Consider the following 12725-nt stretch of genomic DNA (forward strand, 5'->3'; position numbering starts at 1 on the left):
CCGATGGCACAGAAGATCATCCGCGTCGGCGACATCGAGATTGCCAACGACAAACCCATGGTGCTGTTCGGCGGCATGAACGTGCTGGAAAGCCGTGACATGGCCATGCAGGTTTGCGAAGAGTACGTGAAGGTCACCGAAAAACTCGGTATCCCATACGTGTTCAAGGCCAGCTTCGACAAGGCCAACCGGTCTTCTGTGACTTCGTATCGCGGTCCTGGCCTGGAAGAGGGCATGCGCATCTTCCAGGACATCAAGCAAGCCTTTGGCGTGCCGATCATCACCGACGTCCACGAGCCGGATCAGGCTGCGGTCGTCGCCGAAATCTGCGACATCATTCAGTTGCCGGCCTTCCTGTCGCGTCAGACCGATCTGGTCGTCGCGATGGCCAAGACCAATGCCGTGATCAACATCAAAAAAGCCCAGTTCCTCGCGCCTCAGGAAATGAAACACATCCTGAACAAGTGCGTCGAAGCGGGTAACGATCAGTTGATCCTCTGCGAGCGCGGTTCGAGCTTCGGCTACAACAACCTCGTGGTCGACATGCTCGGCTTCGGCATCATGAAGCAGTTCGAGTACCCTGTATTCTTCGACGTGACCCACGCGCTGCAAATGCCGGGCGGTCGTGCCGACTCCGCCGGTGGTCGTCGTGCCCAGGTTCTGGATCTGGCCAAGGCTGGAATGAGCCAGTCGCTGGCGGGTCTGTTCCTCGAAGCGCACCCGGATCCGGACAACGCCAAATGCGACGGTCCTTGCGCCTTGCGTCTGGACAAACTGGAGCCATTCCTGGCCCAGCTCAAAGCTCTGGATGAACTGGTGAAGAGTTTTCCGACGGTAGAAACCGCGTAACACTCGATTCTCCGGTAAAGTACCGCACGATTTGTCGCTCAGGCCCTCGGGCTTGAGCGCTGTCGTCTGCAAGTCTGCCCGCTGTACCTCGCTTGCCGACGATAAAGATTTCCTCTAGCTGCGTCGTTTTCGTCAACTTTGGAGTGTTTACAACAATGGCAAAAATCGTCGACATCAAAGGTCGTGAAGTTCTCGACTCCCGTGGCAATCCCACCGTGGAAGCGGACGTGCTTCTCGACAACGGCATCATCGGCAGCGCCTGCGCGCCGTCCGGTGCATCCACTGGCTCGCGTGAAGCACTCGAGCTGCGTGATGGCGACAAGAGCCGTTACCTGGGCAAGGGCGTGCTCAAGGCGGTAGCCAACATCAACGGTCCGATCCGCGATCTGCTGCTGGGCACTGACCCGAGCGACCAGAAAGCGCTGGACCAGGCGATGATCAAGCTCGACGGTACCGAAAACAAAGCGACCCTGGGCGCCAACGCCATCCTCGCCGTGTCCCTGGCTGCGGCCAAGGCGGCTGCGCAGGATCAGGACCTGCCGCTGTACGCACACATCGCCAACCTCAACGGCACCCCGGGTGTGTACTCGATGCCGGTACCGATGATGAACATCATCAACGGTGGCGAGCACGCCGATAACAACGTCGACATCCAGGAATTCATGGTCCAGCCAGTTGGCGCCAAGTCTTTCTCGGAAGGTCTGCGCATGGGCACCGAGATTTTCCATCACTTGAAAGCCGTGCTGAAGGCCCGTGGCCTGAGCACTGCCGTTGGTGACGAAGGCGGTTTCGCACCGAACCTGGCGTCCAACGAAGACGCGCTGAAAGTGATCTCCGAAGCTGTGGCCAATGCCGGTTACAAGCTGGGCACCGACGTGACCCTGGCGCTGGACTGCGCCGCGAGCGAGTTCTACGAAGACGGCAAGTACAACCTGTCCGGTGAAGGCCAGGTGTTCACTGCTGAAGGTTTCGCCGACTACCTCAAAGGCCTGACCGAGCGTTATCCGATCATCTCCATCGAAGACGGTCTGGACGAGTCCGACTGGGCCGGCTGGAAAATCCTCACCGACAAGATCGGCGAGAAGACCCAGCTGGTGGGCGACGACCTGTTCGTAACCAACACCAAGATCCTGAAAGAAGGCATCGATAAAAAGATCGCCAACTCGATCCTGATCAAGTTCAACCAGATCGGCACCCTGACCGAAACCCTGGAAGCCATCCAGATGGCCAAGGCTGCCGGCTACACCGCAGTGATCTCGCACCGCTCCGGCGAAACCGAAGATTCGACCATTGCCGATCTGGCCGTGGGCACCTCGGCTGGCCAGATCAAGACCGGTTCGCTGTGCCGCTCCGACCGCGTTTCCAAGTACAACCAACTGCTGCGTATCGAAGAGCAGTTGAACGGCAAGGCCAAGTACAACGGCCGCGCCGAGTTCCGCGGTTAAGCGCAACCTGATCAAAGGACACCGGATTGTGTCGGAAAAGTCGTGACAGCGATGGATTTGCCACTAATCTGATGCCTTAAGCACAAGCCTGGATCTTTCCAGGCTTCGTGCTATCAGATGCTGCAACATTATGCGTGGCTGTCTTTTTTCACTGGATACCTGATATTCGATGCGCAGTCCTTACTGGTTGTTTCTTGTTTTGCTCTTGCTGCTGGCCGGTCTGCAGTACCGCCTGTGGGTGGGCAATGGCAGTCTGGCGCAGGTCGCCGAGCTGAAACAGCAGATCGCCGACCAACATGCCGAAAACGAAGGCCTGCTGGAGCGCAACCGGGTGATGGACGCTGAAGTCAGCGAGCTGAAGAAAGGCATGGAGACCGTTGAAGAGCGGGCTCGTCACGAACTGGGCATGGTCAAGGACGGCGAAACCCTTTACCAGTTGGCCCAATGATCAATTCCCTGCCGGCCTTCTGGGCCGTGATTCCTGCCGCGGGCGTCGGTGCCCGAATGGCCGCGGACCGTCCCAAGCAATACCTGCAACTGGGCGGGCGCACAATTCTCGAACACAGCCTCGGCTGTTTCCTCGATCACCCGAGCCTCAAGGGCCTGGTGGTCAGTCTTGCTGTCGATGATCCCTATTGGCCGAATCTGGCGTGCGTCAACGATTCGCGCATTCAGCGGGTTGATGGCGGGGCGGAGCGTTCCGCTTCGGTGCTCAATGCCTTGCTGCACCTGCATGCGCAAGGTGCCGACGATGACGATTGGGTGTTGGTGCACGATGCTGCGCGACCGAATCTGAGTCGCGATGATCTCGACAAGTTGCTTGCCGAACTCGCGGAAGACCCGGTCGGTGGTCTGTTGGCGGTGCCCGCTCGCGACACGCTCAAACGCGTTGATAAAAACGGTCGTGTGGTTGAAACGGTGGATCGCAGCGTGATCTGGCAGGCATATACACCGCAGATGTTCCGCCTCGGTGCGTTGCATCGGGCGTTGGCCGACAGCCTGGTTGCGGATGCCGTGATAACAGATGAAGCTTCGGCGATGGAATGGGCCGGTCTGGCACCGCGTCTGATCGAAGGGCGGGCGGATAACCTCAAGGTGACCCGGCCGGAAGATCTGGAGTGGTTGCGCCAGCGGTGGGCGAATCGCCGCTGAGGTTTGTGGTCGCTGTGCCATTGCCTTCGCGAGCAGGCTCGCTCCCACAGTGGGAATACATTCAGCTGTCGAACTCGGTCAATTGTGGGAGCGAGCCTGCTCGCGAAAGCGGTCGCACAGGCAACCAATAACTCAAAGCTTGTACTCCGGCCTTTCAGCCAGCCCCACCTTCAAATAATCCACCAACTTGCGCACCTTCGGCGACAAATGCCGCTGCTGCGGATACAGCGCCCACACCGCCGTATTCGGCGGCTGATGCGCCTCGAGCAAGGAAATCAGCGCGCCACTGTGCAAATGCTCGAGCACGTAATAGTCAGGCAACTGACACAGACCGACACCCTGAAGCGCCGCATCCAGCACCGCCTGCCCACTGTTGCAACGCCAGTTACCTTGCACCCGCTGGGAAAACTCCCGTCCGTTCTGTTCCAGTTGCCAGATATCCGAACTGCCGATCAGGCAATTGTGCCGACTCAATTCCGACAGACTGTGTGGGCGCCCGTACCGTTCCAGGTAGGACGGCGATGCGCACAGGTACATTCTCCGTGGCGCCAGGCGTGTCGCAACCAAGCGTGAATCCTGTAGCCGTCCCAAGCGAATCGCCAGATCCAGCCCTTCATGCACCAGGTCCAGTTGGCGATTGCTCAGCTCGATATCGATACGCAGCTGCGGGTAAAGCCCCATGAAGCGAGTCACCAGCGGCACGATAAAGCGTTCGCCATAGGCCACCGCGCAGGTCATGCGCAGCATGCCTTTCGGTTCGCTGGTCAGATCGCCTACCGCGCGCAAGGCTTCTTCGCGACCGTCCTGCAGGCGCTGGCAATGTTGCAGGAAAGTCTGCCCGGCTTCGGTCAACGTAACTCGCCGGGTGCTGCGGTAGAGCAGGCGCGTCTGCAAACGCTCTTCGAGCCGTACGATTTGTCGACTGATGTGCGAGGAAGAAACTCCAAGACGCTCGGCAGCGGCGGTGAATTGGTTGCATTCGGCGACGGCAACGAACTCGTCGATGCCTTCCCAGCGGTTTTCCGACACTTGGATTATCCCTGTATGGCAATAATGTTTTGCTTTCGCCCGGATTATTCCTCAGAGCGCGCTGAACTACACTGTCTGTCTGCTTTTTTATTCACTGGATTCACTGGAGAGTCAGCATGATCAAGTCGCGCGCCGCCGTTGCCTTCGAGGCCAAGAAGCCGCTGGAAATCGTAGAAGTCGATGTCGCCATGCCCAAGGCTGGTGAAGTGTTGCTGCGCGTCGTCGCTTCCGGGGTGTGCCACACCGATGCCTACACGTTGTCCGGTGCTGACCCGGAAGGCATCTTCCCGTCGATCCTTGGTCACGAAGGCGGCGCCATCGTTGAAGCGATCGGTGAGGGCGTGACCTCGGTTGCCGTCGGTGATCACGTCATTCCGCTGTACACCCCGGAATGTGGCCAGTGCAAATTCTGCAAGTCGGGCAAGACCAACCTCTGCCAAGCCATTCGTGCCACCCAAGGCAAAGGCCTGATGCCGGATGGCACTTCGCGCTTTTCCTACAAGGGCGAAACGATTTTCCACTACATGGGCACATCGACGTTTTCGGAGTACACCGTACTGCCGGAAATTTCCGTAGCGAAGATCTCCAAAGACGCGCCGCTGGAAAAGGTCTGCCTGCTCGGTTGCGGCGTGACCACCGGCATCGGCGCCGTGCTCAACACTGCCAAGGTCAAGCCAGGTGACACCGTGGCCATCTTCGGTCTCGGTGGTATCGGCTTGTCGGCGGTGATCGGCGCGGTGAAAGCCAAGGCTGCGCGCATCATCGCCATCGACATCAACCCGGCCAAGTTCGAAATCGCCAAACAACTCGGTGCCACTGATTGCGTGAACCCGAAAGACTACGATCGTCCGATTCAGGAAGTGATCGTCGACATGACCGATGGCGGCGTCGACTTCTCCTTCGAGTGCATCGGCAATGTGCAACTGATGCGCGCCGCGCTTGAGTGCTGCCACAAAGGCTGGGGCGAGTCGGTCATCATCGGCGTTGCCGGTGCCGGGCAGGAAATCGCCACCCGCCCATTCCAGTTGGTCACCGGTCGCGTCTGGCGCGGTTCGGCGTTCGGCGGCGTGCGTGGCCGTACTGAATTGCCGAGCTACGTCGACATGGCCCAGAGCGGCGAGATCCCGCTGGATACCTTCATCACCCACACCATGGGCCTGGAAGATATCAACAAGGCGTTCGACCTGATGCACGAAGGCAAGAGCATCCGCACAGTCATTCATTTCTAAGGAGCAGCGGCAAGCTACAAGCCACAAGCTGCAAGCAGGCGCAACGCCCTCTTGCAGCTTGAAGCTCGCAGCTTGCGGCTGAAGTGCTATGAATCTGGAAAACATTTCCTGCCAGAAGAGTTTCGGTGGCTGGCACAAGCGCTACCGCCATCGTTCCGAAGTGCTGAATTGCGACATGGTCTTTGCCGTGTACCTGCCGCCGCAGGCAGAGCAGGGCGGCAAGCTGCCGGTGCTGTACTGGTTGTCGGGGCTGACCTGCACCGATGAGAATTTCATGCAGAAGGCCGGTGCGATGCGCATGGCTGCGGAGCTCGGTCTGATCATCGTCGCACCGGATACCAGTCCGCGTGGCCCGGATGTCCCGGACGATGCGGGCAAGGCTTGGGACTTTGGTCTCGGCGCGGGGTTTTATCTGAACGCCACCCAGGAGCCATGGGCGCATCATTATCAGATGCATGACTATGTCGTGAAGGAATTGCCTGCACTGGTTGAAGCGCATTTCCCCGCGTCCGACAAGCGCAGCATCAGCGGCCACTCGATGGGCGGCCACGGTGCTTTGGTCTGTGCCTTGCGCAATCCTGGGCGGTATAGATCGGTGTCGGCCTTTTCGCCGATCACCCATCCGATCGATTGCCCGTGGGGGCAGAAGGCCTTTTCCAACTATTTGGGCGAAGACCGCTCGAAATGGAAAGAGTGGGACGCCTGTGTGCTGATCGCCGATGCGACCGAGAAGTTGCCGTTGCTGGTCGATCAAGGTGATCGCGATGATTTCCTGGCCACCCAGCTCAAGCCCGAAGCCCTGCAACACGCAGCAAAACAAGCGGGGCATCCGCTGGAGCTGCGCCTGCAACCGGGCTACGACCATAGCTATTTCTTCATCGCAAGCTTCATTGACGACCACTTGCAGCATCACGCGCGCGCTCTGCGCGGTTAATGCAGGTAGAATCACGCCCTGACAAAAATCGGGGCGTTTTTTTATGCGTATTGGCCACGGCTACGATGTGCACCGTTTCGCTGAAGGCGATTTCATTACTCTGGGCGGCGTGCAGATTGCACACAGCTTCGGGCTGCTCGCTCATTCCGACGGTGACGTCCTGCTGCACGCCTTGAGCGATGCCTTGCTCGGCGCTGCGGCGCTGGGTGATATCGGCAAACATTTCCCGGACACCGACCCGCAATTCAAGGGCGCCGACAGCCGTGTCCTGCTGCGTCATGTGGTCAGTCTGATCCACGCCAAGGGCTGGAAAGTCGGCAACGTCGACAACACCATCGTTGCCCAGGCGCCAAAAATGGCGCCGCATATCGAATCGATGCGCGCGCTGATCGCGGCGGATCTTCAAGTTGAGTTGGATCAAGTGAACGTCAAAGCTACCACCACCGAAAAGCTTGGCTTTGTCGGTCGCGAAGAAGGCATCGCCGTGCACTCCGTTGCCTTGTTGCTGCGCGCATGAATGAACTGCAATTGCTCGGCCCGCGGGCCTATGGCGAAGCGCTCGGCACAGCGGTACTGAAAGCCATTGCCGAAGATTTTCAGGTCGATGAAGTGCTGGATATTCCGTTCAGCGGTGACGGCGAACATCTGTGGATCTGGGTGGAAAAGCGCGGCCTCAATACCGAGGAAGCGGCGCGGCGTATCGCCAAAGCGGCGGGCGTGCCGTTGCGCACCGTCAGCTATGCCGGCCTGAAAGACCGTCAGGCCCTGACCCGACAGTGGTTCAGCGTGCAGTTGCCGGGCAAGGCCGATCCGGATCTGTCGGCGGCTGAAAACGACACGCTGAAGATCCTCAAGACCACGCGTCATAAACGCAAACTGCAACGCGGTGCGCATTCGGCCAACGGTTTCACGTTGCGCCTGACGCAATTCAATGGCGACAAGGACGCGATTGAACAGCGCCTGCAACTGATCGCCAAGCAGGGCATTCCCAATTATTTCGGCGCCCAGCGCTTCGGCCATGACGGCGGCAACGTCGTCGATGCGCGAGGGTGGGCGGCGCGAAAGGCTTTGCCCGAACAGCGCAATGTGCGTTCGCGCTTGCTGTCGACGGCGCGCAGCTTTCTGTTCAACCAGGTGCTGGCGGCGCGTGTCGCTGATGGCTCCTGGAACACCGCGCGGGTTGGCGATTTGCTGGCGTTTACTGACAGTCGCAGTTTTTTTCCTGCCGGTGAAGCCGAATGCAGCGACCCGCGTCTGGCAATTCTCGACCTGCACCCGACCGGTCCGCAGTGGGGCGAAGGTGACTCGCCGGCTGCTGGTGCTGTCCATGAACTGGAGCAGGAGATCGCCGCCCGCGAAGCGGAGCTGCGCGACTGGTTGATCCACGCCGGCATGAGCCATGAACGTCGCATCCTGCGGCTGCCCATTGGCGGGTTGACGTGGCATTATCCCCAACCTGACATTCTGCAACTGGAATTCGTCCTCCCGGCCGGATGCTTCGCCACCGTATTGGTGCGCGAGCTCGTTGATCTGGTGCCGGTGGGGCAGACGGACAGCCCATGCGTATTCTGATTTCTAACGACGATGGGGTAACCGCGCCCGGTCTTGCCGCGCTTTATGCTGCGCTGGCGGATTACACCGAATGCGTGGTTATCGCCCCGGAGCAGGACAAAAGCGGCGCCAGCAGTTCGCTGACGCTCGACCGTCCGCTGCACCCGCAATACCTGGCCAACGGCTTTATCAGCCTCAACGGCACACCGACCGATTGCATTCACCTGGGCCTTAACGGCTTGCTTGAGCGCGAAGCGGACATGGTGGTTTCGGGAATCAACCTGGGCGCCAACCTCGGTGACGACGTGCTGTATTCCGGGACCGTAGCGGCAGCCCTTGAAGGACGATTTCTCGAGCGCCCATCGTTTGCCTTTTCCCTGGTCTCGCGTCAGGTGGACAACCTGCCGACAGCGGCCTACTTTGCGCGCAAACTGGTCGAGGCCCACGCCGGGCTCGATCTGCCACCGCGCACGGTACTCAACGTGAACATCCCCAATCTGCCCATCGATCACATCCGTGGCATTCAGTTGACCCGCCTTGGCCATCGCGCCCGCGCGGCGGCGCCGATGAAAGTGGTCGATCCGCGCGGCAAGGCCGGTTACTGGATTGCTGCTGCCGGCGACGCTGAAGATGGCGGCCCGGGCACCGATTTTCATGCCGTGATGCAGGGCTATGTGTCCATCACGCCGTTGCAGCTCGATCGCACCTTCAATGATGCCTTCAGAAGTCTCGATGGCTGGCTGGGAGGGCTGAGCTGATGCGTGAACATGACGACCGCCTGCGTAGCGGAATTGGCATGACCTCCCAACGTACACGTGAGCGACTGATCCAGCGTCTGTATGAAGAAGGCGTGACGAACGCCAAAGTGCTGGAAGTGATCCGCCGCACCCCGCGTCATCTGTTTGTCGATGAGGCGCTGGCGCATCGCGCTTATGAAGACACCGCGCTGCCGATCGGCAACAACCAGACCATCTCCCAGCCTTACATGGTGGCGCGCATGAGCGAGCTGCTGCTGGAAGCGGGTCCGCTGGATAAAGTGCTGGAGATCGGCACTGGCTCCGGTTACCAGACGGCAGTCTTGTCGCAACTGGTTGAGCGGGTGTTTTCGGTCGAACGTATCAAGGTGCTGCAGGATCGCGCCAAGGAGCGTCTGGTCGAGTTGAACCTGCGCAACGTGGTGTTTCGCTGGGGCGATGGCTGGGAAGGCTGGCCGGCGCTGGCGCCGTACAACGGCATCATCGTTACCGCCGTGGCGACCGACGTGCCGCAAGCGTTGCTTGATCAACTGGCTCCAGGTGGACGCATGGTGATTCCGGTCGGCTCCGGTGAAGTACAGCAACTGATGCTGATCGTGCGCGAAGAACATGGCTTTTCCCGACACGTTTTGGGCGCTGTACGTTTCGTGCCTTTGCTCAACGGGCCACTGGCTTGAGCATTTGTACACAGGCGCTGAATTCCTTTCAACGGCGCCGGTCTTACACCGGCAGCCAGGTTTTAAACGCAGCGTACTTGCCATAGGCAAACGTGTGCGCCCGGTGATTTCGCTTCATTAAAGGTAAAGCCGGTTCGGCCCGTTATACTTTGCGACACCTCATGCCGCAACGCGGCATTCAGAATTTTCAGCCACCACAAAGGGAGCGGCGGGTGAGTCTCACAGTCATTGCGCAGCGTATGGGTAACACGAGCTTTCAGCGCCTGGTGACTGGCCTTGTCTTGAGCACCTTGCTGGTCGGTTGCTCCAGCACCAAATCGAGCAACGTACGGGTTGTCGATCGCAATAATTCGGTCGCGCAACGTCCGACCGTTACTACCGGGCAATATGTAGTCCGTCCCGGCGATACCTTGTTTTCGATCGCCTTTCGTTACGGCTGGGACTACAAAACCCTCGCCGCCCGGAACAATATTCCTACGCCGTATACGATCCATCCGGGTCAGACAATTCGCTTCGACGGGCGCAGCGGTTCAACGCCGACAGCGGTGGTGAGCAACTCCAGTTCTTCACCTTCTTCGTCGAGTAAAACCACAGTAATCCGGCGCCAGGCGAATGGCACTACTACCACTACAACCACCGGTTCCAAAGGGGTTGTACCGTCCGTCGCGAGCAAACCTGCACCCGCTCCACTGCCTCCGGCAGGCCCGGCCCCGACCGGCTGGGGATGGCCATCTAATGGCGTTCTGATTGGAAAATTCTCTTCAAACGGTAGTTTGAATAAAGGAATTGATATCGCCGGAGATTTGGGACAGCCTGTTTTAGCTGCGTCTGATGGGACGGTCGTATACGCCGGGAGTGGCTTAAGGGGCTACGGCGAATTGGTCATCATCAAACACAGCGAAACCTACGTCAGTGCTTACGGACATAACCGCAGGCTGTTGGTTCGGGAGGGGCAGCAGGTCAAGGTCGGACAGACAATTGCCGAAATGGGGTCAACGGGTACAGACCGGGTGAAACTGCATTTTGAGATTCGCCGCCAAGGTAAACCTGTGGATCCGCTGCAGTTCCTGCCAAGACGTTGATTTGTAAGCCAGCCTGTTCCGTCGCGTAGAGGGGACAGGCTCCAGCGTTGCCAAGGATAAAGGCGTCGCTTGAGCTTGGGGTCGAACTCACCAAAGGACTATAACAATGGCTCTCAGTAAAGAAGTGCCGGAGTTTGACATCGACGATGAGGTTCTCCTTATGGAGACCGGCATCGATTCGGATTCGATGTTGAGCGATGAAGGGGCTGCTCCACCTTCCGTTCGTTCCAAATCCAGACACTCCGCCACACTCAAACAACATAAATACATCGACTACACTCGGGCACTTGATGCCACGCAGCTGTATCTCAACGAAATCGGCTTTTCCCCTCTGCTCTCCCCGGAAGAAGAAGTTCATTTTGCGCGCTTGTCGCAAAGTGGCGATCCTGCCGGGCGCAAGCGCATGATCGAAAGTAACCTGCGGCTGGTGGTCAAGATCGCCCGGCGTTACGTCAATCGGGGGCTGTCGCTGCTGGATCTGATCGAAGAGGGCAACCTCGGCTTGATCCGTGCGGTGGAAAAGTTCGATCCCGAGCGCGGTTTCCGCTTCTCGACCTACGCCACCTGGTGGATCCGTCAGACCATCGAACGCGCGATCATGAATCAGACCCGGACCATCCGGTTGCCGATACACGTGGTCAAGGAGCTCAACGTGTACCTGCGGGCCGCACGGGAACTGACGCAAAAACTCGACCACGAACCTTCACCCGAAGAAATCGCCAACCTGCTGGAGAAACCGGTGGGCGAGGTCAAGCGCATGCTCGGCCTCAACGAACGGGTTTCTTCGGTCGACGTCTCGCTGGGTCCGGATTCGGATAAAACCCTGCTGGACACCCTCACTGATGATCGTCCGACCGATCCGTGCGAACTGCTGCAGGACGATGACCTGTCGCAGAGCATCGATCAATGGCTGTCGGAACTGACCGATAAGCAGCGCGAGGTAGTTATCCGCCGCTTCGGCCTGCGCGGTCACGAAAGCAGTACGCTGGAAGATGTCGGCCTGGAGATCGGTCTGACCCGCGAGCGGGTTCGGCAGATCCAGGTGGAAGGCCTCAAGCGCCTTCGCGAGATCCTGGAGAAGAATGGCCTGTCGAGCGAGTCGCTGTTCCAATAAGCGCCTGATCGACCGCCCGCAAAAAGCCCCGGCTGATTCAATCAGCCGGGGCTTTTTGTTTATGCCTGTCTCGTGCATCGGGTCTGGCAAGCGAGGTGCCAGACGAGCGGTCAGCATTTTCTGAGTTTGTAGTCTCGCGCTGTAAGCCTTTGCTTACTGTGTCGTAAGTGTTCGCTATTTTTACACTTCGGCAGAAGGCGATTGCAATCGCCGTCAATCGGTAACTTTCTGATTTAGATGATGATTTTTCAATTGTTATGTATTTATGTCAGCGTAGTCATTCACCTGAGCCTGATTGCTCCGCTGCGGAAACTCTCTAATATCAGGGCTGTGTCGACGGACAGACACGCCCTTCACGGAAGAGGGGAACGGACATCGCAGGAGGCGATTCATCAGGACGATGAAAAGGAATACAGGGAATAGGGAAAAAATGTGGGCGGGTCATACCGCCCCTTTTTTCGTCTGCAGAAAAGTAGAACCTGCAAAAGCAAAAAGGCCCGCAAGGGGCCTTTTCAGTCGAGCGCGGGGGTAGATCAGCGTTCGAGTTGTTCGATCTTGTTCGGCTTGCCATCCCACTCGGCAGAATCCGGGAGAGGATCCTTGCGCTCGGTGATGTTCGGCCAGATATCCGCCAACTCGGCATTGAGCTCGATGAAGTTTTCCATGCCGCTTGGGATCTCGTCTTCCGAGAAGATCGCCACAGCCGGGCATTCTGGTTCACACAGCGCGCAGTCGATGCACTCGTCCGGGTGAATCACCAGGAAGTTCGGGCCTTCGTAAAAGCAGTCCACCGGACAGACTTCTACGCAGTCGGTGTACTTGCACTTGATGCAGTTGTCGGTGACGACGAAGGTCATTTCTAATTTTCTCCTCAGGCGGCGGCAGCGTTGCCCCTTCACGGTTGGGGT

At 58.7% G+C, this 12725-nt stretch carries 14 protein-coding genes; 12 read left to right on the forward strand and 2 right to left on the reverse strand.

What is annotated here, in order from left to right; all coding sequences use genetic code 11:
* The first annotated feature begins 3 nt into the window (after positions 1-3).
* The 4 genes from kdsA (at position 4) to ispD (ending at position 3446) form a co-directional block, all read left to right on the forward strand.
* Positions 4-849 (forward strand): 3-deoxy-8-phosphooctulonate synthase, encoded by an 846-nt coding sequence (gene kdsA, locus AB4N53_RS25335; RefSeq protein ID WP_460124482.1) that lies wholly within the window; start codon positions 4-6, stop codon positions 847-849.
* A gap of 155 nt (positions 850-1004) precedes the next feature.
* Entirely contained in the window at positions 1005-2294 is a 1290-nt protein-coding gene (gene eno, locus AB4N53_RS25340; protein ID WP_041478121.1) for a phosphopyruvate hydratase, read from the forward strand.
* A 169-nt stretch (positions 2295-2463) separates the two neighbouring features.
* Positions 2464-2742, forward strand: a complete 279-nt coding sequence (ftsB, locus tag AB4N53_RS25345; RefSeq protein WP_007964293.1) for a cell division protein FtsB — start codon at positions 2464-2466, stop codon at positions 2740-2742.
* The gene (ispD, locus tag AB4N53_RS25350; protein WP_460124486.1) at positions 2739-3446 is read left to right on the forward strand and encodes a 2-C-methyl-D-erythritol 4-phosphate cytidylyltransferase; all 708 of its coding nucleotides are present in this window, start codon (positions 2739-2741) and stop codon (positions 3444-3446) included. Before ftsB ends, ispD begins: the two co-directional genes overlap by 4 nt.
* A 132-nt stretch (positions 3447-3578) precedes the next feature.
* On the opposite strand, the gene AB4N53_RS25355 is transcribed toward ispD, so the two are convergent.
* Positions 3579-4475 carry a LysR family transcriptional regulator gene (locus tag AB4N53_RS25355; protein WP_056783227.1) on the reverse strand — a complete coding sequence of 299 codons (897 nt, stop codon included), beginning with the start codon at positions 4473-4475 and terminating at the stop codon, positions 3579-3581.
* A gap of 116 nt (positions 4476-4591) precedes the next feature.
* Between AB4N53_RS25355 and AB4N53_RS25360 the strand changes: the two genes are divergently transcribed.
* The 8 genes from AB4N53_RS25360 to rpoS all read left to right on the forward strand — a co-directional run bounded on the left by AB4N53_RS25360 (position 4592) and on the right by rpoS (position 11817).
* On the forward strand, positions 4592-5704 hold the full coding sequence (locus tag AB4N53_RS25360) for an S-(hydroxymethyl)glutathione dehydrogenase/class III alcohol dehydrogenase (protein WP_110600129.1): 1113 nt from the start codon (positions 4592-4594) through the stop codon (positions 5702-5704).
* A gap of 88 nt (positions 5705-5792) precedes the next feature.
* The gene (gene fghA / locus AB4N53_RS25365) at positions 5793-6638 is read left to right on the forward strand and encodes an S-formylglutathione hydrolase (protein ID WP_460124491.1); all 846 of its coding nucleotides are present in this window, start codon (positions 5793-5795) and stop codon (positions 6636-6638) included.
* A 43-nt stretch (positions 6639-6681) separates the two neighbouring features.
* Positions 6682-7155, forward strand: coding sequence for a 2-C-methyl-D-erythritol 2,4-cyclodiphosphate synthase (ispF, locus tag AB4N53_RS25370; RefSeq protein WP_016771456.1), 474 nt, complete (start codon positions 6682-6684; stop codon positions 7153-7155).
* Positions 7152-8210: a tRNA pseudouridine(13) synthase TruD gene (truD, locus tag AB4N53_RS25375; protein ID WP_460124495.1), complete on the forward strand. Its 1059-nt coding sequence runs from the start codon at positions 7152-7154 to the stop codon at positions 8208-8210. Before ispF ends, truD begins: the two co-directional genes overlap by 4 nt.
* The gene (gene surE, locus AB4N53_RS25380) at positions 8198-8947 is read left to right on the forward strand and encodes a 5'/3'-nucleotidase SurE (protein WP_024011837.1); all 750 of its coding nucleotides are present in this window, start codon (positions 8198-8200) and stop codon (positions 8945-8947) included. Before truD ends, surE begins: the two co-directional genes overlap by 13 nt.
* A gap of 38 nt (positions 8948-8985) precedes the next feature.
* Complete coding sequence (locus tag AB4N53_RS25385) at positions 8986-9621, forward strand: protein-L-isoaspartate(D-aspartate) O-methyltransferase (RefSeq protein WP_460124498.1); 636 nt, start codon at positions 8986-8988, stop codon at positions 9619-9621.
* Positions 9622-9833: 212 nt separating this feature from the next.
* Positions 9834-10703 carry a peptidoglycan DD-metalloendopeptidase family protein gene (locus AB4N53_RS25390; RefSeq protein ID WP_016771452.1) on the forward strand — a complete coding sequence of 290 codons (870 nt, stop codon included), beginning with the start codon at positions 9834-9836 and terminating at the stop codon, positions 10701-10703.
* Between the two features lie 106 nt (positions 10704-10809).
* A complete protein-coding gene (rpoS, locus tag AB4N53_RS25395) occupies positions 10810-11817 on the forward strand; it encodes an RNA polymerase sigma factor RpoS (protein WP_460124501.1) in 1008 nt (335 codons plus the stop codon).
* 533 nt (positions 11818-12350) lie between these two features.
* Here rpoS and fdxA read toward each other — a convergent pair.
* Positions 12351-12674, reverse strand: coding sequence for a ferredoxin FdxA (gene fdxA, locus AB4N53_RS25400; RefSeq protein WP_101157903.1), 324 nt, complete (start codon positions 12672-12674; stop codon positions 12351-12353).
* Positions 12675-12725: the final 51 nt, after the last annotated feature.

This window comes from Pseudomonas sp. H3_E04 (genome assembly GCF_054668915.1).